22 protein-coding genes are annotated in these 23,648 nt (G+C 73.5%); 14 read left to right on the top strand and 8 right to left on the bottom strand.

From position 1 onward, the window contains the following. The first annotated feature begins 9 nt into the window (after positions 1-9). Complete coding sequence (locus ACFT55_RS00915) at positions 10-1,680, top strand: CotH kinase family protein (protein WP_380240511.1); 1,671 nt, start codon at positions 10-12, stop codon at positions 1,678-1,680. Positions 1,681-1,691: 11 nt separating this feature from the next. Here ACFT55_RS00915 and ACFT55_RS00910 read toward each other — a convergent pair whose 3' ends face one another. Then, complete coding sequence (locus ACFT55_RS00910) at positions 1,692-1,988, bottom strand: UBP-type zinc finger domain-containing protein (protein ID WP_380240509.1); 297 nt, start codon at positions 1,986-1,988, stop codon at positions 1,692-1,694. Between the two features lie 200 nt (positions 1,989-2,188). On the opposite strand from ACFT55_RS00910, the gene ACFT55_RS00905 reads away from it, so the two are divergent. Then, positions 2,189-3,004 carry a response regulator transcription factor gene (locus ACFT55_RS00905; RefSeq protein ID WP_380240507.1) on the top strand — a complete coding sequence of 272 codons (816 nt, stop codon included), beginning with the start codon at positions 2,189-2,191 and terminating at the stop codon, positions 3,002-3,004. Here the strand turns inward: ACFT55_RS00905 and ACFT55_RS00900 are convergent. Beyond that, positions 2,980-3,363, bottom strand: coding sequence for a hypothetical protein (locus ACFT55_RS00900; protein ID WP_380240505.1), 384 nt, complete (start codon positions 3,361-3,363; stop codon positions 2,980-2,982). The genes ACFT55_RS00905 and ACFT55_RS00900 overlap by 25 nt on opposite strands. Before the next feature lie 148 nt (positions 3,364-3,511). Here ACFT55_RS00900 and ACFT55_RS00895 point away from each other — a divergent pair, with 148 nt between their 5' ends. The 8 genes from ACFT55_RS00895 (at position 3,512) to ACFT55_RS00860 (ending at position 13,565) form a co-directional block, all read left to right on the top strand. Beyond that, on the top strand, positions 3,512-5,212 hold the full coding sequence (locus ACFT55_RS00895; protein WP_380240503.1) for an FAD-dependent oxidoreductase: 1,701 nt from the start codon (positions 3,512-3,514) through the stop codon (positions 5,210-5,212). 179 nt (positions 5,213-5,391) lie between these two features. After that, positions 5,392-6,528, top strand: a complete 1,137-nt coding sequence (locus ACFT55_RS00890) for an ABC transporter substrate-binding protein (protein WP_380240501.1) — start codon at positions 5,392-5,394, stop codon at positions 6,526-6,528. Next, complete coding sequence (locus ACFT55_RS00885; RefSeq protein WP_380240499.1) at positions 6,525-7,394, top strand: ABC transporter ATP-binding protein; 870 nt, start codon at positions 6,525-6,527, stop codon at positions 7,392-7,394. The genes ACFT55_RS00890 and ACFT55_RS00885 overlap by 4 nt, the downstream gene beginning before the upstream one ends. Continuing rightward, positions 7,391-8,272 carry an ABC transporter permease gene (locus ACFT55_RS00880; RefSeq protein WP_380240497.1) on the top strand — a complete coding sequence of 294 codons (882 nt, stop codon included), beginning with the start codon at positions 7,391-7,393 and terminating at the stop codon, positions 8,270-8,272. The genes ACFT55_RS00885 and ACFT55_RS00880 overlap by 4 nt, the downstream gene beginning before the upstream one ends. Before the next feature lie 49 nt (positions 8,273-8,321). After that, positions 8,322-9,689: an LLM class flavin-dependent oxidoreductase gene (locus ACFT55_RS00875; RefSeq protein WP_380240495.1), complete on the top strand. Its 1,368-nt coding sequence runs from the start codon at positions 8,322-8,324 to the stop codon at positions 9,687-9,689. A gap of 28 nt (positions 9,690-9,717) precedes the next feature. Beyond that, positions 9,718-10,242, top strand: coding sequence for an NAD(P)H-dependent oxidoreductase (locus ACFT55_RS00870; RefSeq protein ID WP_380240493.1), 525 nt, complete (start codon positions 9,718-9,720; stop codon positions 10,240-10,242). Then, the gene (locus ACFT55_RS00865; protein ID WP_380240491.1) at positions 10,239-10,769 is read left to right on the top strand and encodes a flavin reductase family protein; all 531 of its coding nucleotides are present in this window, start codon (positions 10,239-10,241) and stop codon (positions 10,767-10,769) included. Before ACFT55_RS00870 ends, ACFT55_RS00865 begins: the two co-directional genes overlap by 4 nt. A 51-nt stretch (positions 10,770-10,820) precedes the next feature. Beyond that, the gene (locus ACFT55_RS00860; protein WP_380240489.1) at positions 10,821-13,565 is read left to right on the top strand and encodes a cation-translocating P-type ATPase; all 2,745 of its coding nucleotides are present in this window, start codon (positions 10,821-10,823) and stop codon (positions 13,563-13,565) included. A gap of 21 nt (positions 13,566-13,586) precedes the next feature. Here the strand turns inward: ACFT55_RS00860 and ACFT55_RS00855 are convergent, their stop codons facing one another. After that, on the bottom strand, positions 13,587-15,497 hold the full coding sequence (locus tag ACFT55_RS00855) for an alkyl/aryl-sulfatase (RefSeq protein ID WP_380240487.1): 1,911 nt from the start codon (positions 15,495-15,497) through the stop codon (positions 13,587-13,589). A gap of 210 nt (positions 15,498-15,707) precedes the next feature. Between ACFT55_RS00855 and ACFT55_RS00850 the strand changes: the two genes are divergently transcribed. The 4 genes from ACFT55_RS00850 (at position 15,708) to ACFT55_RS00835 (ending at position 19,663) form a co-directional block, all read left to right on the top strand. Further along, complete coding sequence (locus ACFT55_RS00850) at positions 15,708-16,163, top strand: DUF2255 family protein (protein WP_380240485.1); 456 nt, start codon at positions 15,708-15,710, stop codon at positions 16,161-16,163. Between the two features lie 56 nt (positions 16,164-16,219). Beyond that, positions 16,220-16,780, top strand: a complete 561-nt coding sequence (locus tag ACFT55_RS00845) for a hypothetical protein (RefSeq protein WP_380240483.1) — start codon at positions 16,220-16,222, stop codon at positions 16,778-16,780. A 112-nt stretch (positions 16,781-16,892) separates the two neighbouring features. Next, the gene (locus tag ACFT55_RS00840; RefSeq protein ID WP_380240481.1) at positions 16,893-18,350 is read left to right on the top strand and encodes a basic amino acid/polyamine antiporter; all 1,458 of its coding nucleotides are present in this window, start codon (positions 16,893-16,895) and stop codon (positions 18,348-18,350) included. A 38-nt stretch (positions 18,351-18,388) separates the two neighbouring features. Beyond that, positions 18,389-19,663, top strand: coding sequence for an arginine deiminase (locus ACFT55_RS00835; protein WP_380240479.1), 1,275 nt, complete (start codon positions 18,389-18,391; stop codon positions 19,661-19,663). 33 nt (positions 19,664-19,696) lie between these two features. On the opposite strand, the gene ACFT55_RS00830 is transcribed toward ACFT55_RS00835, so the two are convergent. The 5 genes from ACFT55_RS00830 to ACFT55_RS00810 all read right to left on the bottom strand — a co-directional run bounded on the left by ACFT55_RS00830 (position 19,697) and on the right by ACFT55_RS00810 (position 23,620). Further along, positions 19,697-20,470: an anti-sigma factor domain-containing protein gene (locus tag ACFT55_RS00830; RefSeq protein WP_380240476.1), complete on the bottom strand. Its 774-nt coding sequence runs from the start codon at positions 20,468-20,470 to the stop codon at positions 19,697-19,699. After that, positions 20,454-20,999, bottom strand: coding sequence for an RNA polymerase sigma factor (locus ACFT55_RS00825; protein ID WP_380240474.1), 546 nt, complete (start codon positions 20,997-20,999; stop codon positions 20,454-20,456). Before ACFT55_RS00825 ends, ACFT55_RS00830 begins: the two co-directional genes overlap by 17 nt. Positions 21,000-21,174: 175 nt before the next feature. Next, positions 21,175-21,876: a class F sortase gene (locus ACFT55_RS00820; RefSeq protein ID WP_380240472.1), complete on the bottom strand. Its 702-nt coding sequence runs from the start codon at positions 21,874-21,876 to the stop codon at positions 21,175-21,177. Continuing rightward, positions 21,873-22,766, bottom strand: coding sequence for a DUF4397 domain-containing protein (locus tag ACFT55_RS00815; RefSeq protein WP_380240470.1), 894 nt, complete (start codon positions 22,764-22,766; stop codon positions 21,873-21,875). Before ACFT55_RS00815 ends, ACFT55_RS00820 begins: the two co-directional genes overlap by 4 nt. A 155-nt stretch (positions 22,767-22,921) precedes the next feature. Continuing rightward, positions 22,922-23,620, bottom strand: a complete 699-nt coding sequence (locus tag ACFT55_RS00810; RefSeq protein WP_380240468.1) for a fasciclin domain-containing protein — start codon at positions 23,618-23,620, stop codon at positions 22,922-22,924. Positions 23,621-23,648: the final 28 nt, after the last annotated feature.

Genomic DNA, 23,648 nt, shown 5'->3' with positions numbered 1-23,648 from the left:
GTGGGCGGCATGATGCGTCGAGACCTGACCATGCCGCCCGGCCGCACCCCCGGCCGGTCCCTCCTCCGTCGTCCGTTCGCCGCCGGGGCGGGGGTCGTGGCGCTCGCGGGCACCCTCGCCGCGTGCGACGCGACCGCCTCCGCCGACGACGTGGGCGACTTCTTCGACACGAGCTCCGTGCACACCGTCTCCGTCGACTACGACGAGGACGACTACCAGCAGATGCTCGACACCTACGCCGACACCGGCGACAAGGACTGGATCAAGGCCACCGTCACCATCGACGGCGAGGAGTACGACGACGTCGGGCTGCGGCTCAAGGGCAACTCCAGCCTGCGCGGGCTCGGGGGTACCGGCACGACCGCTCAGCAGGACGCTCAGCAGGACGCTCAGCAGGACGCTCAGCAGGACGCTCAGCAGGACGCTCAGCAGGGTGGGCAGCAGGGCGGCGGGCAGGCGCCCGGCGGCTTCGGCGAGGGCGACGGCTCGGCGTCGGCGGACGACCCGGCGGGCCTGCCGTGGCTGATCCGTCTGGACAAGTACGTCGACGGCCAGGAGCACGACGGCCGCGCCTCCTTCGTGGTGCGCGGCAACACCACGGAGTCGTCGCTCAACGAGGCGGTGGCGCTCAAGGTGCTGGAGCTGGCCGACGTGCCGTCGGAGCAGGCCACCTACGCGCGGTTCAGCGTGAACGGCAGCGACGAGGCGCTGCGCCTCGTGATCGACCTGCCGGACGACGACCTGTGGAACGAGGACGCGTACCCGGACGGCGGGATCACGTACAAGGCGGACGCGGACGGCGACTGGTCGGTGCGTGACACCCTCGCGGACTACGCCGAGGCGTTCGAGGCGAAGTACGACAGCGAGGGCTCGACCGACGACGACGCGGCGTACGCACCGCTCGCGGAGTTCCTGGAGTTCGTGAACGACTCGTCCGACGCCGAGTTCGCCGCGAAGCTGGGCGACCACCTCGACGTCGACTCCTTCGCCCGGTACCTCGCCGTGCAGGACCTGGTGGCGAACTCCGACGACATCGACGGCCCCGGCAACAACTCCTACCTGCACTACGACCCGGACACCGGCCTCATGGAGGTCGTCGCGTGGGACCAGAACCTCTCCTACGGCGGCCTCGGCGGCGGCATGGGCGGGGCGGGCGGTCGTCCCGGCGGGCAGGGTGGTCAGGCCGGTCAGGACGGTGCGCGCCCCTCGGGCGCCCCGGACGGGATGCAGCCGCCGGACGGCGCGGACCTTCCGGACGGCGCAGACCTGCCGGAGGGCGCAGACCTGCCGGACGGCGGGCAGGGCGGCCCCGCTGGCGGCGGGCGCGGCGGGTTCGGCGGCACGGAGAACCCGCTGGTCACGCGGTTCCTGGCGAACGACGACCTCAAGGCAGCCTACGAGTCCGCCGTGGAGGACCTCACGGCGTCGATCTACGACAGCGGCGACGCGCAGGACTACCTCGACTCGCTGACCACGACGCTGTCCGACGACGCCTCCGACCTCGTCGACGCGGACACGCTGCAGACGGAGTCGCAGGCGGTCTCCGACCTGCTCACCGCCGACGCCGTGCAGAGCAGCCAGGGCAGCCAGGGCAGCCAGGGCAGCCAGGGCAACCAGGGCAGCCAGCGCGGCGCGGGCCGGGACGACGAGGAGGACGACGAGCCGGCCGCGGCGTCCTGACCAGCGGCCGGCTACAGCGCGGGCATCGCCCGCCCGGGGATCAGCAGCTCGTCCACGAAGCACCAGCCCCAGTACTCGCCCGGCTCGACCGACCGCATCACCGGGTGCGCGGTGGTGTGGAAGTGGGCCGTCGCGTGCTTGGCGGGCGACGAGTCGCAGCACCCGACGTGCCCGCACTGCACGCACGCGCGCAGGTGCACCCACGTGCCGCCGTCGGCCACGCACTCGGGGCACTCGCCGGTCGTCTCGGGAGGGACGGGGACGATCTGGTCCAGGTGCTCGCAGGTGCTGGTGGTGGTGCTGGTCATGTCGCGGTCCTCGTCGTCGGCGGGCGCACGCCGGGCATCGTCGGTGCTGACTTGATCCTCAAACCGCCCGTTTGAGGATCAAGTCAGCACGCAGGATGCGGCGCGCGGGGCACCGACCAGGGTGCGTCGTACGGGCGCCGCGGGCAAGGGCTCCGGGGTGGCGCGGTGCGTCGAGGGCGGGGCGCCGCTACCGTGTCGCCATGCCCGCAGGTTCCCCGTCCCCGAGCGAGGCGAAGGCGAGCCCCGAGCGCACCGCGGTGATCGTGGAGGACGACCCGGACGTCCGGGATCTTCTGGACGCGGTGCTGACCCAGGCTGGCTTCGCGACGTCGACCGCCGCCTCCGGGCTGGAGGGCGTCGAGCTGGTGCGGCGCACCGACCCGCTCGTGACGACGCTCGACGTGGGCCTGCCCGACATCGACGGGTTCGAGGTGTGCCGGCGCATCCGCGCGGTGTCGGACACGTACGTCGTGATGCTCACGGCGCGCGCCGACGAGATCGACGCCCTGATGGGCCTCGACGCCGGCGCCGACGACTACCAGACCAAGCCGTTCCGGCCTCGCGAGCTGCGAGCGCGCATCGAGGCGATGCTCCGCCGTCCGCGGCGCACCGTGCCGGTGCCGTCCGAGCCCGCCGGCCAGGCGCCGTCGGTCACCCCGGGAGCACCGTCGGGGGCGGCCGCCGCCGCGCACGAGATCGTCGTCGACGGTCTCGTGGTCGACGTGGCGGGCCGCACCGTGGTCGTGGAGGGCACGGAGGTGCACCTCACGCGCAGCGAGTTCGACCTGCTCGCCGCCCTGGGTGGCGCGCCTGGCCGCGTGCTGTCGAAGGACGCGCTGGTGCGCGTCCTGTGGGGCGACGAGTACGACACCGGCACCCGGGTGGCCGACCCGGACCGGCGCAGCGTCGAGGTGCACATGGCCAACCTGCGCCGCAAGCTCGGGGACGACCCGGCAGCCCCCCGCTGGATCCGGACGGTGCGCGGCGTCGGCTACCGGTTCGACCAGCCTTCCTGAGCGATCAGCCCGGCGATCACGACGGCGCCCGCGTCCGCCGCCGCGGCGACCGCCTCGAGGTGGTCCCAGCCCGCGTCCACACCCCCGGAGCCCAGCGCCTCCAGGGCCTGGGTGGCGGCCGTCGCGAGGTCGGCCACGCCGAGCATCGTCGCCGTGCTGCGCAACGTGAGCAGCAGGTCGTGCGCGGCGTCGAGGTTGCGGTCGCGCAGGGCGTCGCCCAGGGCGGCCGTCCGGCCCGGGAGGAGCCGGATCCACGACGTCGCGAACCCCACGAGGGCCGCGCGGTCCCCGTGCAGGTCGGCGGCGAGCTGCTCCCAGGCGTCCTCAGGACACCACAGCTCGTCCGGCGGGGTGGTCATGGGCGCTCCGGGGCTGGTCGGGTGTACCGGCACCACCGATCATGCGGACCCCGCCTCGGGTTGACCTGCGGTTCGGCTCAAGATCGGATCAAGATGTGTGCTCGGCGCCTCCGCGCCGGGACGCCGTGCGCCCCCTACCCTGGGCCGCATGCCCGACACCCCCCTCGACCGTCCGGTCGTCCTGCTCGTCGCGGACGCGCACGCCGCACAGGTGGAGCAGGAGTTCCGTGCCCGCTACGACCGTGACTACCGGATCGAGCTGGTGGGGTCCGCCGACGCCGCGCTGGACCGGCTGCGCGAGCTGGTGGCAGGACGCGTGCCGGTCGCGATGATCGCCGCGGAGCGCCGGCTGCCGGACTCGACGGGCGTCGAGCTGCTGCACCAGGTCCCCGCGGTGGTGTCCACGGCGCGGCGCGTGGCGCTGATCTCGGGCGACGAGTACGCGGACGCCCTCGACGAGATGCGCGCGGCCCTGCTGCGCCGCGACATGGACACGTTCGTCGGCATCCCGCGGGGGGCGCGCGACGAGGAGTTCCACACGGCGCTCGTGGAGCTGCTGTCGGAGTGGGGCTGGTCCGTGGCCCGGCCCACCGTGACGTCCACCGAGATCGTCGCCGCACCGGGAGACCGGGAGGCGGCCGCGATCCGTGACCTGCTGGAGCGGCTGGGCGTCCCGAACCGGGTGATCGCGCCGGACGACGCGGACGCGCGCGCGATCCTCGCGGAGGCGGACCCCGACGCGGCGCTGCCGGTGGTGCGCACGTTCGCCGGCCGCGTGGTGTCGGGCGCGACGCCGGCCGCCGTCGCCGAGACGATGTACGGCGGCTACGACTCCATCCCGCCCGGGGAGATCGCCGACGTCGCCGTGGTCGGCGCGGGGCCCGCGGGCCTCGCCGCCGCGGTGTACGCGGCGTCCGAGGGCCTGTCGACCGTGGTGCTGGAGCGCGACGCCATCGGCGGTCAGGCGGGGTCGAGCTCGATGATCCGGAACTACCTGGGCTTCCCGCGCGGGATCTCCGGGATGCGGCTGGCGCAGCGGTCGCGCGTGCAGGCCGGCCGGTTCGGGGCGCGCTTCTACACCGGTCGCGCGGCGGCGCGGATCGAGCCCGGCCCCGCGGGCGAGCCCGAGCACCACCACGTGCACGTGGACGGAGCGCAGCTGTGCGCGCGCACGGTGGTGCTCGCGACGGGGGTCTCGTACCGGCGGCTCGGCGTGCCCGGCCTCGACGACCTCGTGGGCGCGGGGGTCTACTACGGCGCCGCGAGCTCGATGGCGCGGGAGATGGCCGACCGGGACGTGGTCGTCGTGGGCGGCGGCAACTCGGCGGGCCAGGCGGCCGTGCACCTGGCGAAGTTCGCCGGGTCGGTGACGATCCTCGTGCGCCGCGGCAGCCTCGCCGAGACGATGTCGGACTACCTGGTGCGGGAGATCGCGGCGACGCCCACGATCGCGGTGCGGCCACGGACCGTCGTCACCGACGGCGGGGGCGACGGGCGCCTGCAGTGGCTGATCACGGAGGACCTGGACACCGGTGAGCGCTCGAAGACGCACGCGGACGGCCTGTTCTGCCTGCTCGGCGCGGAGCCGGACTGCGGCTGGCTGCCCGACGGGCTCGCGCGCGACGACCACGGCTTCGTCCTCACCGGCCGGGACGTGCCGCAGGAGGACTGGGCCGGCGGCCGTCCGCCGGCCAGCCTGGAGACCACCCTGCGCGGCGTCTTCGCCGTCGGCGACGTGCGCGCCGGCTCCATGAAGCGCGTCGCGTCCGCCAGCGGCGAGGGCGCCTCCGTGCTGCCGCTGGTGCACTCCCACCTCGCCTGGCTGCGGGCCCAGGAGTTCGGCGCCTGACCACCTCCGTCCACATGCTGGTCCCAGTATTCGAGACATATCCGACCGGACTGGTCGGGAATGCGTTACTGTCCCCGACATGACCACGACGGCACTCCTCAGGCTCACCCCGCGACCCGCGGGCGAGCCGTGTCGCCCGGGCGCCCGCACCCGCCCGAGCCGACACCCCGAGGAGCATCGTGAGCACCACCGCCGAACTGCGCCGGACCCACCCACGCCCGACCGACCCTGAACCCACGCGCCATCCCCGTCCTTCCCGCCGTGCGCGCCGCACCACCGCCGCCGCCGCGGCCGTGCTGCTGGGGCTGACCCTCGCCGCCTGCACCGGGGCCGACGCCGCCCAGCAGACGGAGTCCGGCACGACCGTCTTCCGCTATCAGGGCAGCACCGGCACGGTCTCGTACCCGGAGCTGGCGGCGGACCTCGGCTACTTCGAGGACGTCGAGCTCGACTGGATCGGCGACGTCACCGGCGGCCCGGCCTCGATCCAGGCCGCCGTGACCGGCGAGACGGAGTTCGGCGGCGCCTTCAACGGCGCGATCGCCAAGCTGCAGTCCACCGGGGCGCCTGTCACGTCCGTCATCTCGTACTACGGGGCGGACGAGCAGACCTTCGGCGGCTTCTACACCGTCGAGGGCAGTCCGATCACCTCCGCCCACGACCTCGTAGGCAAGAAGGTCGGAGTCAACACGCTCGGCGCCCAGTCGGAGACGCTGCTGCGCGAGTGGCTCTCCCGCGAGGGCCTGACACCGGCGGAGTCCGCCCAGGTCGAACTCGTCGTCGTGCCGCCCGTCAACGCGGAGCAGACGCTGCGCGAGGGCCAGATCGACGTGGCGTCGCTGGGCGGCGTCATCAAGGAGAAGGCGCTGGACCGGGGCGGGCTGTCCCTCTTGGTGGGGGAGAACGAGCTCTACGGGGCGTTCGCCTACGGCACCTACATCTTGCGCGACGACTTCATCGCCAAGAACCACGACGCGGTGCAGGACTTCGTCCAGGGGACGGCGCGCGCGATCCGCTGGGCCCAGACCACCCCGGCCGACGAGGTGCGCGAGCGCTACACGTCGATCATCGAGAAGCGTGGGCGCGGCGAGACCACCGATCTGGTGCCGTACTGGAAGTCCTCGTCGATCCCCACGCCGGGAGGCGTGATCCAGGAGGACGAGATCTCGGTCTGGGTCGACTGGCTGGAGAAGGACGGCCAGGTCGACGAGGGCGCGCTCCAGGTGGACGACCTCTACACCAACGAGTTCAACCCGTACGCGAACGGCACCTTCGCCCCGGACGCCGGGCCCGACGGCGAGGAGACGGCGTCATGACCGCGCTCACTGCGCTCAACGCGCTCCCCGAGCACGCCCCGGCCGTCGCGCCCCGGCCCCGGGACGTCGTCACCCCGCGGCTGCGCTTCGACGCCGTCCGCAAGGAGTTCGCCGTCCGCGGCACGGGCGGCACGCTCGTCGCGCTCGAGGAGCTCAGCCTCGACATCGCCGACGGCGAGCTGGTGACCCTCGTCGGCCCGTCCGGCTGCGGCAAGTCCACGCTGCTGGACCTGGTCACCGGCCTGTCCGAGCCCACCTCCGGGCACATCCTCCTGGACGGCCGGCCCGTCACAGGCCCCGGCCTGGACCGGGGGATCGTGTTCCAGCAGTACGCCCTGCTGCCGTGGCGCACCGCGCAGGCCAACGTGGAGCTGGGCCTGGAGGCGCGGAGGCTCCCGAAGGCGCAGCGGCGGCGCATCGCGCGCGAGCACCTCGAGCTCGTGGGGCTGGCCGGCTTCGAGGACCGCTACCCGCACGAGCTGTCCGGCGGGATGAAGCAGCGGGTGGCGATCGCCCGCAGCCTCGCGTTCGACCCCGAGGTGCTCCTCATGGACGAGCCCTTCGCCGCGCTCGACGCGCAGACCCGCGAGTCCCTCCAGGACGAGCTCCTGCGCATCTGGCGGGCCACGGGCAAGACGATCGTGTTCATCACGCACGGGATCGAGGAGGCCGTCTACCTCGGGCAGCGCGTCGTGGTGCTCACCCCCCGGCCGGGGCGCGTGCGCACCGTGCTCGACGTCGACCTGCCCGGCCGCGGCGAACCCGGCCGCGACGTGCGGGCCGACCCGCAGTTCGTCGCCCTGCGCCACCGCGTGTGGGACGCGCTGCACGACGGCACGCGCCGGGACGGGGAGGGGGAGCGATGACCGCCACCGACGTCACCCGCCCCGTGCGCGAGGCGCCCGCGTTCTCCGACCCGCCCACGCTCGGGCGGCGCAACGCGCTCGACGTCGCCGCCGCGGGTCGGCGGGACGTGGCCCGGTCGGTCCGTCGCACCGGCGCGAACGCGCTGCGCGCCTCCGCCGCCCTCGTCGCCTTCCTCGTCCTGTGGGAGGCGGCGCCACGGGCCGGGCTGGCGGACCCCGTGTTCCTGCCGCCGTTCAGCACCGTGGCGGTGACGTTCCTCGGCTTGGTCGCCGACGGCACGATCGGCACGCAGGTGGGCACGAGCCTCGCCCGCGCCGGCGCGGGTTTCGCGATCGCGGTGCTCGTGGCGATCCCGCTGGGGCTCGTCGTGGGCTGGTACGCCCGCGCCGCGCAGTACCTCAGCCCGTTCTTCGAGCTGTTCCGCAACACCGCGGCCCTGGCGCTGCTCCCGGTGTTCATCCTCGTCCTGGGGATCGGGGAGACGTCGAAGGTCGCCATCGTGGTCTACGCCTGCTTCTTCCCGCTGCTGCTCAGCACGATCACGGGCGTGCGCACGGTCGACCCGCTCCTCGTGCGCTCGGCGCGCTCGCTCGGGCTCGGCAGCCCCGCGCTGTTCGTCAAGGTGGTGCTGCCCTCCGCAGTGCCGACCGTCTTCACCGGCGTCCGGATGGCGGCCACGTCGTCGATCCTCGTGCTCGTCGCCGCCGAGATGGTCGGGGCGAAGGCCGGGCTCGGCTACTACATCACCTACACCCAGTTCAACTTCCAGATCCCCGAGATGTACGCGGGGATCGTGACGATCGCGCTCGTCGGCGTGGCCGTGAACGCGTGCCTCGTGCTCCTCGAGCGCCGGCTCATGCGCTGGCGCGCCTCCTGACGCGCACCGTCCCTCCTCTTCCTCTTTTTCCCGTCCGAAAGGCGGAGCCATGCCCGCACGCACCCTCACCCTGAACCTCTTCCTCCACCACGTCGGCCACCACGAGGCCGCCTGGCGGCACCCGTCGACGGAGCCCGACGAGCTCTTCACGGCCGACTACTACGTACGCCTGGCGCAGCAGGCCGAGGCGGCCAAGCTCGACGCCGTGTTCTTCGCCGACGGGCCGGTGCTGCACGGCGGGGTCGAGCACAACGCCGTCGGCACGCTGGAGCCGATCCTCACGCTCGCGACCATCGCGGCCCACACCCGGCGCATCGGCCTGATCGCGACGGCGTCCACGACGTACTACGAGCCGTACAACCTGGCGCGCCTGTTCGGCACCCTCGACCACGTGAGCGGCGGCCGGGCCGGGTGGAACATCGTGACGACGTCGTCCGCGCAGGCGTCGGCGAACTTCGGCCTCGACGCCCATCCCGACCCGGCGGTGCGGTACGCACGGGCGGAGGAGTTCCTCCAGGCGATCACCTGCCTCTGGGACTCCTGGGAGGCCGACGCCGTCCTCGTCGACCGCGAGGCCGGCCGGTACGCCGACCCGACGCGCATCCACCCCGCCGCGTTCGAAGGGGAGCACCTGCGCGTCGCCGGGCCGCTGAACCTGGCCCGCGCGCCCCAGGGCAGGCCCGTGCTGGTGCAGGCGGGCGCGTCCAACGCGGGCCGCGACTTCGCCGCCCGCTGGGCCGAGGCCATCTTCACCGCGCACCAGCGGCTCGAGGACGCGCAGGCCTTCTACGCCGACGTGAAGGAGGGGGCCCGCCGGCACGGGCGCGACCCCGGGCAGGTGAAGGTCCTGCCCGGCATCAGCCCGTTCATCGGCTCCACCGAGGCGGAGGCCAGCAACCTCGAGCGCGAGTTCAACGAGCTCACCGTGCCCGAGTACGGTCTGCGGCAGCTCGGCGGCCAGGCCGGCGTCGACCTGTCGCACCTGGAGCTCGACGAGCCCGTCCCGCTCGAGATCTTCGCCGACGCCGGCGACGTCACGGACAACACCCGGTCGCGGTTCCAGGTGGTCGCCGGGATCGTGCGGCGCGAGCGCCCCACGCTGCGGCAGCTGCTGCACCGGCTCGCCGGGGCGCGCGGGCACCGCGTCGTCGCCGGCACGCCCGAGCAGGTGGCGGACACCATCACCGAGTGGTTCACGCAGGGCGCCGCCGACGGCTTCAACGTCATGCCGCCCGCCCTGCCGTCGGGGCTCGGCGTCTTCGCCGAGCAGGTCGTGCCGATCCTCCAGCAGCGCGGCCTGTTCCGCACCGAGTACGCCGGCAGCACGCTGCGCGACCACCTGGGCCTCGACGAGCCCGCGAACCGCTACACCGCGCTGCGTACGTCCGCCCTCGTCCCCGAGCTCTCGCGCGCGTGAGCGCCGCCCACCCGAGAGGAGAGCAACCATGACCGAGCTCGTTCCCGGCACGACCGTCGTCGCCCTCGTCGGCAACCCGCGCCCCGGGTCGCGCACCAGGGCCGCCGCCGAGCGCGTCGCCCGTGCCGTCGCCGCCCACCAGGGACTTGGCGACCCGGCCAGCCTCGACCTCGCCGACCTCGCGCCCGACCTGCTCGTCGCCGACCGCCCCCGGGTGGACGACGCGCTCCGCGCCGTCGCGGCCGCGCGGTACGTCGTCGTCGCGACGCCCGTCTACAAGGCGTCGTACACCGGCCTGCTCAAGGCCTTCGTGGACCGCTACGGGCACCGGGGGCTCGACGGGGTGACGGCCTTGCCTCTCGTCGTGTCGGCAAGCCCCGACCACGCCAGCGCCGGTGACGACCACCTGCGCCCGCTGCTCGTCGAGCTCGGCGCCACCGTCCCGGCGTCGTCCCTCGCCCTGCTGGAGTCCGAGCTGCCCGACGTCGGCGACCGCGTCGACGCCTGGGTGGCCGGATGGCTCGGCGAGCGCGTCGCGGAGGTGGCGCGATGACCGCCGTCGCGCGCCCCGTCGCAGGACCCGAGGGCCGCGCCGCGATCAGCCCCGACGAGTTCCGGTCCGTCTTCCGGGGCCACCCGGCCGGCGTCGCCGTCGTGGCGATGCGGGACGGCGAACGGCCCGTGGGCTTCACCGCGACGTCCGTGATCTCGGTGTCCGCGGACCCGCCGCTGCTGGCGTTCTCGCTGGCGACGACGTCGTCCTCGTGGCCGGCCGTGGCACGGGCGAGCACCGTGGCGGTGAGCTTCCTCGCGCACGACCAGGCCGACCTGTCCGCCCGGTTCGCGACCAGCGGCGTCGACCGCTTCGCCGACGGCGGCTGGCACGCCCTGGACTCGGGCGAGCCGGTGATCGACGGTGCCGCCGCGTGGGTGCGCGCCCGCGTGGTGGAGCGGACGGCGGTCGGGTCCAGCCACCTCGTCACGCTGCACGCGGTGCGCCGTCACGTGCGCGACGGCGCGAGCCCGCTCGTGTTCCACGACCGGGGCTACCACCGTCTCGGCGACCGGAGCCGGGTGTGACGCTCGGCGCCTGACGCGCGCGGCCGGGGCAACGCGAGTGGAATGGGCAGCATGGACCAGGCCCAGGACGTCATCGCGGAGCCGACGCCGTGGGCCTCGCCCCCGCAGGAGGTGCTCGCCGCGCTGCGGGCCGACGACGGCGGGCTGACCGCCGCCGACGCCGCGGCGCGCCTCGCGGAGGTGGGGCCCAACCGGCTGCCCCCGCCGCAGAAGGACCCGCTGTGGAAGCGGATCCTGGTGCACTTCGACGACGTGCTCATCTACATCCTGCTCGTCGCCGCGGTGCTCAAGGCGATCCTCGGCGACTGGGTCGACTTCACCGTGATCCTGCTGGTCGCGGTGGTCAACGCGGCGATCGGCTTCATCCAGGAGGGGCGCGCCGAGAGCGCGCTCGACGGCATCCGCCAGATGCTGTCCGTCCATGCCGAGGCGCGCCGGGACGGCGCGTGGGCCAAGGTCGACGCCGACGACGTCGTGCCCGGCGACGTGGTGCGGGTGCGCTCCGGGGACCGCGTCCCCGCCGACGTCCGCCTGCTGGAGGCGGTCAACCTGCGCGTCGAGGAGTCGGCGCTCACGGGCGAGTCCGTCGCGGCGAGCAAGCGCGTCGACGCCGTCACCCCGGACGCCGGGGTGGGGGACCGCACCAGCATGCTGTTCTCCGGCACCCTCGTGGCCGCCGGACAGGGCGTCGGGGTGGTGACGGCCACCGCCGAGCGCACCGAGATCGGGCGCATCCAGACGATGATCTCCGAGGTCACGAGCCTGGAGACGCCGCTCACCCGGCAGCTCGACCGGTTCGGCAAGCTGCTCGCGGGCCTCATCCTCGCGATGGCCGTGGTCATGGTCGTCATCGGCCGGGTGGTGCACGACTTCTCCGTGCCGGAGCTGGTGTCCGCGTCGATCGGCTTCGCCGTGGCCGCGGTGCCGGAAGGTCTGCCCGCGCTGGTGACGATCACCCTGGCGCTCGGCGTGCAGCAGATGGCGCGCCGCCGTGCCATCACGCGCAAGCTGCCCGCCGTCGAGACGCTCGGCTCGGTCACCACCATCTGCTCGGACAAGACGGGCACGCTCACGAAGAACGAGATGACGGCCCGCACCGTGCGTACCGCGGGCCGCACCTACGACGTCGAGGGCGCGGGATACGCCCCGGCCGGCGAGATCACCCTCGGTGACGGGGCGTCGAGCCGGCACGCGGACCTGACCGACGACGGCGACCTCGCCGCCGTCGTCGCGGCCATGATGCTGTGCAACGACGCCCGCGTGGTGCCCGGTGACGCGGACGGCGACGCCGGCTGGCGGCTCGTCGGCGAGCCGACCGAGGGCGCCCTGCGCAGCCTCGGGATGAAGGCAGGCTTCGACACGCAGGGCTGGCGGCGCCTGGCCGTCGTGCCGTTCGAGTCCGAGACTAAGTACATGGCCACGCTGGACCAGGCCCCCGACGGCGCGCTGCTCGTGCACGTCAAGGGCGCACCGGACCGGGTGCTCGACCGCTGCACCACGCAGACGGCGGCGGACGGGTCCGCGCAGCCGCTCGACCGCGCGTTCTGGGAGGCGCAGATCGACGAGATCGGCGGCCGCGGCCTGCGGGTGCTCGCCGCCGCCCGCGCACGCCGCGCCGCCGGCACGGCCACGCTGACGTCGTCCGACGTGGAGACCGGCCTGGAGCTGTGCGGCCTGGTCGGCATCGTCGACCCGCCGCGCCCCGAGGCGATCGACGCCATCGCCGAGTGCCGCGCCGCAGGGGTGCGGGTCACGATGATCACGGGCGACCACGCCGGGACGGCCGTCGCGATCGGCCGGGAGATGGGGATCGTCGACCCCCCGGACGCCGACGGCGCGGCCGCGCCGGTCCTCACCGGCGCCGAGCTGGAGGCGATGAGCAAGGACGAGCTGCGCGCCGTCGTGCGCGACGTCTCCGTGTACGCACGCACCAGCCCCGAGCACAAGATCCGCATCGTGTCGGCGCTGCAGTCGCACGGCGAGGTGGTCGCGATGACGGGCGACGGCGTCAACGACGCGCCCGCGCTCACGCAGGCCGACGTCGGCGTCGCCATGGGCATCAAGGGCACCGAGGCGACCAAGGAGGCCGCCGAGGTGGTGCTCGCCGACGACAACTTCGCCACCATCGAGCGCGCCGTGGAGGAGGGGCGGCGGATCTACGACAACATCCGCAAGTCGGTGCTGTTCCTGCTGCCCACCAACGGGGCGCAGTCCCTCGTCATCCTCGTCGCCGTCCTGTTCGGCCTCGCGCTGCCGCTCTCGCCCGTGCAGGTGCTGTGGGTCAACATGATCACCGCGGTCACCCTGTCCCTCGGCCTCGCGTACGAGAAGGCCGAGCCGGACATCATGTCCCGCCCGCCCCGCGACCCGAAGGCGTCCATCCTCGACGCCGCGTTCGTGCGCAGGATCCTCGTGGTCTCCCTGCTCATCGGCGGCGCCACGCTGCTCGTCTTCTACGCCGAGCGCGCCCAGGGCGGCACCCTGGCGCAGGCGCAGACCTCCGCCGTCACGATGCTGGCGCTCGGCCAGCTCGCCTACCTCTTCAGCTGCCGGTTCCTGAACAGGTCGAGCCTCACCGTGGACGTCCTGCGCGGCAACCGCGTCGTGTGGATCTCGGCCGTCTCGCTGGTGGCGCTGCAGTGCGTGTTCGTCTACGCGCCCTTCATGCACACCTGGTTCGAGTCCGCCGCGATCGGCTGGGCGGAGTGGGGCAAGACCCTCGGCCTCGCGGTGGTGGTGTTCCTCCTCGTCGAGGTGGTGAAGGCGGTCGGGCGCGCGCGGTCGCGCCGGGTGTGACAGGTGTGCCAGGTGGGACGGTCAGGGCGTGACGATCGGGAAGTCCGGGTCGAACTCGTCGAGAACCTCGCCGAGCCCGTCCAGCACCGCGGCGTCGCCGTCCAGCGTGATCTTCCCCGCCGCGGCGAGACGACCCGCCGCGGCGGGCTGCAGCAGCGCGGCCGCGGCCAGCGGGCGCGGGGCACGCACCGTGAGAGGCGCGTCGGCGCTCGCGCCCTGCCGCGCGTGGAGCACGCCCCGCCGCACCCACGCCGACCACGTCTCGCCCAGATCGGTGAACTCCACGTCGAACCGCAGGTCCACGTCGGCGGCCTTCTCGCCGATCACGTGCACCGCGACGAAGTCGAACAAGATGTCCACCGGCATGTGGCTCACCGAGTCGGGGCTCGCCGTCGCGAACCGCGCCGCGAGCACGCCCTCGCGCAGCTCGCGCGCCGCCGTGAGGAAGATGCCGCGCCACTGCGGGCCCTCCGCCTGGTAGCCCAGCTGCTCGTAGGCGTCCGCCTGCAGGTCCTTGGCCTCCGCGTCGTCGGGGTCGGCGAACACGAGGTGGTGCAGCACCTGCGCCGCCCACCGGTAGTCGCCCGCGTCGACCGCCCGGCGGCCCTCCGCGAGGATCGCATCTCGGCCGAACGCGGCCACGTACCGCTCCGCCGTGCCCACCGGCGGGTGCGGGTGCAGGGACACCGGGTCGCCGTCCCACATCCCCAGCTCCTTGGTGAACACGGCGCGCACGTCGTGGTGCAGCGTGCCGTGGTAGCCGTGGTTGAACCACCGCCGGTCCAGCGCCTCGGGCAGCGCCACGACCTCGGCTGCTTCGAGCGGCGTGAACCCCTTGTTGGCCAGCCGCAACGCCTGGTCGTGCAGGTACTTGTAGGTGTCGCGCTGCGACTCGAGGAACTCCACCACCTCGGCGTTGCCCCACACCGGCCACGTGTGCGGGCCGTAGTGCACCTCGACCTCGTCGCCCCATCGCACGAGCGTCTCGTCCAGGTACCGCGCGAAGTTCCGGGCGTCGCGGGTGCGCGCCCCGCGCAGCGTCTGGATGTTGTGCAGCGTGTGGTTCGCGTTCTCCGCGCAGGTGAGGGCCTTGAGCTCGGGGATCCAGATGTGCATCTCCTCCGGCGCCTCGGTGTCGGGCGCGTACAGGAACTCGAACGTCAGACCCTCGATGACGCGGCGCTGGCCCGTCTCGGTGATCGGGTCGGTCGGGGAGATGTACGAGACCGTGGGTCCGTCGGCCGTCGCGGACCCGATGCCGCACGACACCGCCTGGCGCGGGTCGCGCTCCAGGAGGCTGCCGAACGCGTAGGCAGCGCGGCGGCTCATCGCGTTCCCTGCGATGACGTTCTCGCCGATCGCGTGCTTGTCGAAGCTCGCGACCGTGCCGGGCGCGATGATCGGCACCCGCCCCGCGACGACGTCCGCCTCGTCGACCACGCCCTTGACGCCCCCGTAGTGGTCGATGTGCGTGTGGGTGTAGATCACCGCGGCCACCGGCTTGTCCACCACGTGCTCCCGGTACAGCGCCATCGCCGTCGTCGCCGCCTCGACCGACGACGAGCAGTCGATGACGATCAGCCCCGCGTCGCCCTCCACCACGGTGAGGTTGCCGATGTCGATGTTGCGCACCTGGTGGATCCGGTCGACCACCCGGTACAGGCCCGCCTCGTGCACCAGCTGGGACTGCCGCCACAGGCTGGCGTCCACCGTGCCGGGCGCGTCCTGGTGGTCGTCGTCGAGGAAGGCCAGCGCGCCCGCGTCGTAGCTCACCGTGCCGTCGGCCAGCCGGACCTGCCCTCCCGGGATGTCCGCGACCTTGCCCCGGCGCGCGGTGTCGTAGTCCTCCCGGTCGTCCAGGGCGTAGCGCGCACGGGCCGCGGCGAGAGCGGACGTGGTGGTCGGCGTCGGGTCTTTCGGTGAGTACGACATCGTGCCTCCGGGAGGGTGCAGGATCGGCCTGGGAGCACCGTCACCCGGCCCTGACCGGACCGCAACCGGACCACGCCCGCACACCAGGACCGTGCTGAGGCCCGACCGCACCACGACCGCCGTGCGCCGCCGGGAATAGACGTGGCCCACGTCACGGTTGTCCCGTGCGGCGTGCTACCCGGGCCCGCCGGTCCCGCAAGGAGCACCGCTGTGAACTCACCCGCCGCCACCCTGCCGGACCTCGTCCCCGTCGCCACCGCCCGCACCGTCAAGATCGTCGTCGACGGCGCGGCCGCCCTGCCGACCTGGGTCGTGCAGGTGGGCGGCGACCTGTTCGTCCGCTCCGCCCCCGGAGCCCGCTGGCCCGCCGGCGTCGTCGCCGGCCAGGGCCGCGTGCGCGTCGCCGGCTCGGTCGGCGTGCTCGAGCGACCCGTCGTCCTCGCCGAGGTGGAGCCGGAGCTGCACGGCCTGCTCGACGACGCCTACCGCGCCAAGTACGGCGCCTGCGCCCCCGACCGTGTGGCCGAGGTCGTGTCCGACGCCGCCGCGGCCACCACGTTCCGGGTCCGCGCGCGCCGGGCCTCGTGGCGGGAGCGCGTGCTCGCCCTCGCACGCGCGGTCCGCGACCGGCGCCGCGTCGTCGAGAGCGCCGTCGCCGCCCGCTGAGCGCCCCCGCGGCCGCGGGCCTACCGTGCCACCATGGGGCGCCGATGAGCCGGCCGATGAGCCGTGAGTCCGACACCAGCCCACGCCGTCGTCGTCGTCGCCGACGTCGTCAGCAGCGGCGGGACGAGCTCACCCCCGACCAGCGCGCCGCCCGGCTGAAGGAGCGCGTCTACGTCACGTTCGCCGCGCTCGCCGTGGTGCTCGCGCTGCGCGGCCACGTCGAAGGGCTCACGGCCGGCAAGGCGGCGACCACCCTGGTCATCACCGTCGGCGGCACGCTGCTCGCCGTCCTCGTCGCCGAGCTCGTCTCCCACGTGGTCGTGCACGGCGCGCTCCCCACACGGGCCGAAGGGCGGCACATGGTCGGCGTGGTCGCGAGCGCCGGGGGCGTCGTCGTGCTGCCCCTGGTCTTCCTGTGGCGCGCCGGCCGTGGTGCGTGGACGGTGGAGGGCGCCCTCACGGCGTCGACGACCGCCCTCCTCGTGAGCCTGGGGGTCGTCGGCTACGTCGCCGTGCGGCGTGTCGCCGTCCCGGCCTGGCAGAAGTGGCTGCTCCTGCTGGCCGAGGTGGCGCTCGGGGCGGCGGTCGTGGGGCTCGAGGTCCTCGCGCACGGCTGAGCCCGCCCTTCGCCGCGCGGTCCCGCCGCTGCGGTGCGACGATCGGTCGCGGCAAGCGCTTCGAGACGTTCGGGGCAGGTCCGGCCGGGTCGATCCCAGGAGGACATCGAGGATGGCGCACGAAGGCACCGCGACGACGGGCAGCGCTGCCCCGGGGACGACGAAGGTGTCGCTGCTGACGCTCACCGCGATGGTCGTCGGTTCCATGGTGGGCGCCGGCGTGTTCTCGCTGCCGAGCCGGTTCGCGGCAGAGACGGGCGTCGTCGGGGCGCTCGTCGCGTGGGTCGTCGCCGGCGCCGGCATGCTCATGCTCGCGTACGTGTTCCAGCGGCTGGCGATCCGCAAGCCCGAGCTCGACGCCGGGGTCTACGCCTACGCGAAGGCCGGCTTCGGCGAGTACACGGGGTTCTTCGCCGCGGCGGGCTACTGGGCCAGCGCGTGCGTCGGGAACGTCACCTACTGGGTGCTCATCACGTCCACGCTCGGGCAGTGGGTGCCGGCCCTCGGCGAGGGGGACACGCTGCTCGCGATCGCGTGCGGCACCGTCGGGCTGTGGCTGTTCTTCCTCCTGGTGCGGCGCGGCGTCAAGGAGGCGACGGCGATCAACCGGATCGTCACCGTCGCCAAGCTCATCCCGATCATCGTGTTCGTCCTGCTGGCCCTCTTCGCCTTCGACCCGCAGGCCTTCGCGGAGAACTGGGGCGGTGCGGACTACGCGGGCAACCTGTTCGAGCAGGTGCGCGGCACCATGCTCGTGACCGTGTTCGTGTTCCTCGGCGTCGAGGGCGCCAGCGTCTACTCCCGCCACGCGAAGCGTCGCGAGGACGTGGGCCGCGCCACCATCCTCGGGTTCGCGAGCGTGCTCGCCGTCTTCGCGTCGGTGACGATCGTGTCCTACGGCATCCTGCCGATGAGCGAGATCGCCGAGCTGCGCCAGCCGTCGATGGCGGGGGTGCTCGAGGCGGCCGTGGGCGAGTGGGGCAGCGTCTTCGTCGCCGTCGGGCTGATCATCTCGGTGCTCGGCGCCTACCTGGCGTGGACGCTCATGGCGGCCGAGGTGCTGTTCGTCGCCGCCAAGGACCGCGACATGCCGCGCTTCCTCGCCCGGCAGACGGCGCAGGACGTGCCGGTCAACGCGCTGCTCCTGAGCACGTCCCTGTCGCAGGTCGTGCTGATCCTCACCTACTTCTCCGAGGACGCGTTCGACTTCGCCCTCGACATGACCGCCGTCATGACCCTCATCCCGTTCCTGCTCGCCGCGCTGTACGCCCTCAAGCTGCGCGTCACCCGCGAGACCTACGGCGGCGCGATGCCGTCCACCCTCGCCGGCGACATGGTGATCGCCGTCCTGGCGGCGCTCTACACCGCGTTCCTCGTCTTCGCGGCCGGGTTCGGCCTCGTGCTCGTCTCCTTCATCTTCTACGCCCCCGCCACGATCCTGTTCCGCATGACGCGTCGAGAGCAGGGCCGTCAGGTGTTCACCCCTGCCGAGCTCCTCATGTTCGTGGTGGTGACGGCGATCGCCGTGGTCGCGGTGATCGGCCTCGCCGCGGGCTGGATCGGCATCTAGCCATCGACCGACCGCACCGACGACCGAAAGGTTCCGCCATGACCTCCGCACCGTCCGCACCGTCCGCGCAGCCCGCCGTCCCCGCCCACGGCGTCCACTCGGAGGTCGGCCGGCTGCGGAAGGTGCTGGTCTGCTCGCCCGGCCTCGCCCACGAGCGCCTCACCCCCACCAACTCGGACGACCTGCTGTTCGACGACGTCATGTGGGTGGAGTCCGCGCAGCGTGACCACCTCGACTTCGTCAACAAGCTCACCAACCGTGGGGTGGAGGTCGTCGAGCTGCACGACCTGCTGGCGCAGACCATGGCGATCCCCGAGGCCCGCTCGTGGCTCCTCGACCGCAAGGTCGTGCCGAACCGGGTCGGCCTGGGGCTCGTGGAGGGCACGCGCGCCTACCTGGAGTCCCTCACCGACCGCGAGCTGTCGCGGTTCCTCCTCGGCGGCCTGTCCACCCACGACCTGCCCCCGGACTACCGCAGCGACTACGTGAACCTCGCGCGCGAGTCCACCGGCACGCCCGAGTACCTGCTGCCGCCCCTGCCCAACACGCTGTACACGCGCGACACCACGTGCTGGGTCTACGGCGGGCTCACCCTCAACCCCCTGTTCTGGCCGGTGCGCAAGGACGAGACCCTCCTGATGAAGGCGATCTACTCCTTCCACCCCGAGTACCGGGACTCCACCGTCTGGTGGGGCGACCCCGAGGAGGACTGGGCGCAGGCCACCGTCGAGGGCGGGGACGTCATGCCCGCCGGGCACGGCACCGTCCTCGTCGGGATGAGCGAGCGCACGTCGCGGCAGGGCATCACCCAGCTCGCGAAGGCGCTGTTCGACGGCGGCGCCGCCGAGCAGGTGGTCGTCGCGGGGATGCCGCGACTTCGTGCGGCGATGCACCTCGACACCGTCTTCACGTTCGCCGACCGTGACCTCGTCACGGTGCACCCGACGATCGTCGACGGCATCCACGCGTTCACCCTGCGCCCCTCCGACAAGGCACCCGGCGTCGAGGTCACGGACGAGGGCGACACCCCGTTCGTCGACGTCGTGGCACGGTCGCTCGGCCTCCCGCGATTGCGCGTCGTCGAGACCGCCGGCGACGTGTACGCCTCCGAGCGGCAGCAGTGGGACTCCGGCAACAACGCCGTCGCCCTCGAGCCCGGCGTCGTGTTCACCTACGACCGCAACACCCAGACCAACGCCGCGCTCCGCCGCGCCGGGGTGGAGGTCATCACCATCGTCGGCGCGGAGCTCGGCCGCGGTCGCGGCGGCGGCCACTGCATGACCTGCCCCCTCTCCCGGGACCCGCTCGACTGACCGCGCCCGGCGGGCGCCGGGGCGGGCAGGCGGTCAGATGGCGAGCGACCCGCGGACCACCGAGTCCCCGGAGTGCGCCGGGTCGCCGTCGAGCTGCTCCTCGGAGACGTCCACCACGGGATAGTCGGCGAGGTCGAGACCCTCAGGCACCTCGAACTGCCCGTGGTCGCCCTCCAGCACACCGAGGCTGACCAGGCCGCTCACGTCCGGCCGGAGCAGCCACACCTCGCGGTACGTGCCCGCAGGCGCCGGCGCGTCGACCGAGACGACGATCTCGCGTCGCCCGTCACCCGTCGTCCGGACGACGGCCTCTCCCGAGGAGCCGGCCCAGTCCGGCAGCGGCTCCAGCACCGCGCTGGCGATCGTCGTCTCCGGCGGCTCCAGGGTGCGCCGCTCCCACAGCACACCGCCGACCAGACCCAGCACCAGCGCCGTGCACGCCGCGACGAGGACGGGCATCCAGGACCGCCGCGCGCGGCGCGACGCCAGCTCGTCCTGCGGCGCGTCGGGGGTGACGGGCGCGTCGGCGGTCCCGGGAGCCGTTGCGCCCGGAGGCTCCTGCCGTGACAGCACCGCCGGGACGTCCGTGAGCGCCAGCTCCGCATGGATCCGCGACCAGACGTCCGGCGCGGGAGGCACGAGCTCGGGGTCTCCCTCCGCCGTCCGCGCGCCGGAGGTGACGCGGGACAGCTCCTGCACCGTCCGCGCGCAGGTGGGACAGGTGTCGAGGTGGGCGCGCTGGTCCGGCTCGAGCACGTCCTCGCCGAGCGCGTAGAGCGCCAACGACTCGTCATCCACGTGCGGCATCGTCCACCTCCAATCGGTCCCGGAGCCTCAGCAGGCTCCGTCGTACGTGACTCTTGACCGTACCGAGCGGGAGCCCCAGCTCCTGCGCGATCTGCGTGTGGGTGAGTCCTCGGAAGAACGCCAGGCGCAAGATCGTGCCGGCGGGGTCGCCCAGACGCCGCAGCTCGTCGTCGATCACGATCCGGTCGGCGACGCGGTCGACGGGCGAGTCCGGCCCCGGGTCCGCGGGAGCCGCTTGCCGGGCCGCGGCGTCCTGCGACCGGCGGACACGAGCCCGGGCCTCGTGCGCGTCGGCGACGGCGTGCCGGGTGATCCCCACCAGCCAGGCGGGCAGCCGGGACCTCGTCGGGTCGTAGCGGTCGCGTCCCCGCCACGCCGAGACGAAGACCTGTTGCGTGACGTCCTCGGCGTCCGTGCGCGAGCCGAGCGAACGCAGGGCCATCGTGTGGACGAGCGACGACCACCGCTGGTAGGCCTCCGCGAGTGCCGCCTCGTCCCCGGCGGCGAAGCGTTGCCCCAGACGCCGCACGGCGACGTCCGACTCGTCGTGCTGCGCGTCGTCGCGGTTCAGGGCATGTCCTCGGGATCGGGCCGGTTCCGCGGCGAGCTGGCTGTCCGCGGGGGGACACGGCCGATCGTAGGGCGGCGGACCCCGGCAGGCCAGCGGTTGGCAGGCGGCCCGCCGCGGCGGGACGTCGCCGCGGTCACCCCTGAGGTACCGCGGTCACGACGACGTTGTCCGAGTAGGAGTGGGCCCGGGCGTCCCACTCGCCGCCGCAGGTGACGAGCAGGAGCCGCGGGCGTCCCGTCCGGTCGAAGAGACGGTCGGCCACGACGTCGGACTTTGCCGTGGCCTGGACCCGTTCCACTGTGTAGTTGTGCGTGGTGCCGTCGGCGGTGCGGACCCGCACCGCGGTTCCCGGCGTGGCACGGCGCAGCCGGGCGAACGGGCCCACGCTGTCCACGTCGTCGACGTGCGCGGCGATGGTCGTCGCGCCCGCGGGGCTCGCCGGGGCCGCGCCGAACCGGTACCACCCCGCGACGTCCGCGGACCCGGGCAGCTCCATGCTGTCCTGCTCGTCGACGCCGACCGCCTGGACCGGGAGGTCGACGGCGAGGTCGGGGATCTGGACCCGGGTCGGGGCCGGTGAGGTCGGGGGCGGCACGTCCTGCGCGGGCCGCACGGGAACCACGTTCGTGCGGGCGCCGGTGTGGCGGGCCGGTGCGGGAGCGGCGACCTGCGGCGAGGTGCCGGTGGCCGAGTTGCCGGTGGCCGTGGTCTCTGGAGCTGCTGTCGGGGCAGCCGCGGAGCACGCGGACAGCGTCACCGCGAGCACGACCGCCGCGGCGCGGCCGGCGATGGTTCCGACCTGCCGCGCCGCGGCGGAGCTGGCGTGCGACGTCATCGACGGGCCGCGCCGGGACGGTGCGCGTGCTCGCGGGCGTGCTCGCGCGCTGCCTTGACCAGCATCACGGTGGCGACGGTGAGGAACAGCCCGACGATGGCGCTGCCCGCGAGCAGGGCGCCGGCGCTGAAGGTGGTGCTCGGCGCCAGCGCGTCGGCAGCGAGCCCGGACATCCCCGCAGGCACGCCGTGGGGCGCCGAGTGGAGCCCGTCGACGGTCTGGGTGGCGAGGGCGAGCGTGTCGTCATCGAGGCTGCCCCACGCGTAGACGATCGTGTTGACGCCGTCGGCGACCTTGACGTCCGTCGGCCCGAGCAGGGGGTCGGTGGTGCCGGCCGCGGCCACGGAGGCCGAGACGGTGCCGGCGGGAAGGTCGAGGACCTTCTCGTCAGGGTTCTCCAGCCCGCTGATCACGGCCTCGCCTACGGCCAGCACGTCCACGGCCGGTGCGGCGGCGACGTGCCGGACGGTGAGGCGCCCGTCTCCGGCCTTGGTCGCCGACGTGTCGTTGGTGAAGAGGGTGGCCGTGGGCTTGCCGTCGGCGTCCAGGTGGGCCACGGCGGTGTAGTTGCCGCCCGCCTCGAGGTCGAGGTCCACCGGCCCGATCACCGGGTCGCTCGCGTCCTCGGCGTCCGGGGCGGTGATGGCGACGGAGTACGTACCTGCCGGCAGGTCCAGCGGTCCGGCCATGTCTCCGGGCTGGAAGTCGTCGACCGTGAGGTCGCCGTCCACCCACACGTCGACCGGCGTGTCCGGGACGCCGTGCATGACGGACAGCTGGGCACCGTCGTCTGCGGCGACGGCCGGGGCGAGCCCGACCGCGCACAGTCCGAGGGTGGCGAAGGTGGTGACTCCCACCAGGACGACGTTCCGTCGTGCGGTGCGTTCCATGGTCCCTCCCGTGATCGTGGCGTCCGGTGCCCGGACCGCCCTGTCCTGACACCCCTCCTTCGGTCGCCGAGGTACGGACGGATGCACTCGGGCCGATGTTCGTCGTGCGTGCCGAGGGCCCCGCCGGCGCACCGACGGGGCCCTCGGCCAGGGCGTCAGAGGTCGATCGGACGGAGCACGGCGGTGATGCCGTGCGCGATCTGCAGGTTGCCCTTGTTGATGTCCAGCTTGCTCGGCACCAGGAACGGGTTGAAGTCGTTGCGGTCCTGGTCCACGAGACGCACGAGCGGCACCCTTCGGCTCAGGACGTCGACGCGGAACGTCGGCCCCAGTGCGGTCGTCAGGCGGGCGTCGTCCGACCGCAGTGCCTGGCGGGAGTCGATCGTCGCGCCCGGGACGACGTGGTACAGCAGCACCGCCTCCACCGCGTCGATCCCCACCGCCCCGGCGATCCGGGTCAGCACACCCTGCTCGGTGCGCTCCCAGCGGTGCGTCAGGTCGAACGCGAGGAGCTGGAAGGCGCGGTCGTTCGGCAGGAACGCGGTCAGGGGGACCGTGCCGTCGGCGAGGACCGCGACCGGGCTGTCCGGCTTCGCGGCCAGCACGGCGGCGACCGCCTGGTCGACCACGTCGAAGTCGTACCAGTTGTGGTCGAACGTGTCGCCGTCGGCGGCGAGGACCGCAGCCAGGCTGTTCGTGCCCGCGTCGCCGGTGCCCGCGCTGATCGTCCCCGCGCTGATTGTCCCGGCGGCAGGGGCCGCCGTCGCGGTCGTGGCGGCGGCCGTCCCCAGCAGGCCGAGCGTCGCCACGCACGCGGCGGCCCAGGCAGTCCGGGCAGCAGTTTGAAGCTTCATCGTCATCGACTCCTTCGTGGTCTTCGAG

The sequence above is a fragment of the Isoptericola sp. NPDC057191 genome (assembly GCF_042670225.1).
Classification (GTDB): Bacteria; Actinomycetota; Actinomycetes; order Actinomycetales; family Cellulomonadaceae; genus Isoptericola.
Note: the sequence above shows the minus strand (reverse complement) of the source record. Positions and strands in the feature narration are given on the sequence as shown.

Excerpts from the sequence above, each read along its gene's own strand:
- ACFT55_RS00910 (WP_380240509.1), bottom strand. The coding sequence starts at position 1,988 with ATGACCAGCACCACCACCAGCACCTGCGAGCACCTGGACCAGATCGTC.
- ACFT55_RS00885 (WP_380240499.1), top strand. The coding sequence starts at position 6,525 with ATGACCGCGCTCACTGCGCTCAACGCGCTCCCCGAGCACGCCCCGGCC.
- ACFT55_RS00840 (WP_380240481.1), top strand. The coding sequence starts at position 16,893 with ATGGCGCACGAAGGCACCGCGACGACGGGCAGCGCTGCCCCGGGGACG.
- ACFT55_RS00835 (WP_380240479.1), top strand. The coding sequence starts at position 18,389 with ATGACCTCCGCACCGTCCGCACCGTCCGCGCAGCCCGCCGTCCCCGCC.
- ACFT55_RS00820 (WP_380240472.1), bottom strand. The coding sequence starts at position 21,876 with ATGACGTCGCACGCCAGCTCCGCCGCGGCGCGGCAGGTCGGAACCATC.
- ACFT55_RS00895 (WP_380240503.1), top strand. The coding sequence starts at position 3,512 with ATGCCCGACACCCCCCTCGACCGTCCGGTCGTCCTGCTCGTCGCGGAC.
- ACFT55_RS00870 (WP_380240493.1), top strand. The coding sequence starts at position 9,718 with ATGACCGAGCTCGTTCCCGGCACGACCGTCGTCGCCCTCGTCGGCAAC.
- ACFT55_RS00905 (WP_380240507.1), top strand. The coding sequence starts at position 2,189 with ATGCCCGCAGGTTCCCCGTCCCCGAGCGAGGCGAAGGCGAGCCCCGAG.
- ACFT55_RS00845 (WP_380240483.1), top strand. The coding sequence starts at position 16,220 with ATGAGCCGTGAGTCCGACACCAGCCCACGCCGTCGTCGTCGTCGCCGA.
- ACFT55_RS00810 (WP_380240468.1), bottom strand. The coding sequence starts at position 23,620 with ATGAAGCTTCAAACTGCTGCCCGGACTGCCTGGGCCGCCGCGTGCGTG.
- ACFT55_RS00875 (WP_380240495.1), top strand. The coding sequence starts at position 8,322 with ATGCCCGCACGCACCCTCACCCTGAACCTCTTCCTCCACCACGTCGGC.
- ACFT55_RS00880 (WP_380240497.1), top strand. The coding sequence starts at position 7,391 with ATGACCGCCACCGACGTCACCCGCCCCGTGCGCGAGGCGCCCGCGTTC.
- ACFT55_RS00830 (WP_380240476.1), bottom strand. The coding sequence starts at position 20,470 with ATGCCGCACGTGGATGACGAGTCGTTGGCGCTCTACGCGCTCGGCGAG.
- ACFT55_RS00900 (WP_380240505.1), bottom strand. The coding sequence starts at position 3,363 with ATGACCACCCCGCCGGACGAGCTGTGGTGTCCTGAGGACGCCTGGGAG.
- ACFT55_RS00865 (WP_380240491.1), top strand. The coding sequence starts at position 10,239 with ATGACCGCCGTCGCGCGCCCCGTCGCAGGACCCGAGGGCCGCGCCGCG.
- ACFT55_RS00855 (WP_380240487.1), bottom strand. The coding sequence starts at position 15,497 with ATGTCGTACTCACCGAAAGACCCGACGCCGACCACCACGTCCGCTCTC.
- ACFT55_RS00815 (WP_380240470.1), bottom strand. The coding sequence starts at position 22,766 with ATGGAACGCACCGCACGACGGAACGTCGTCCTGGTGGGAGTCACCACC.
- ACFT55_RS00915 (WP_380240511.1), top strand. The coding sequence starts at position 10 with ATGATGCGTCGAGACCTGACCATGCCGCCCGGCCGCACCCCCGGCCGG.
- ACFT55_RS00860 (WP_380240489.1), top strand. The coding sequence starts at position 10,821 with ATGGACCAGGCCCAGGACGTCATCGCGGAGCCGACGCCGTGGGCCTCG.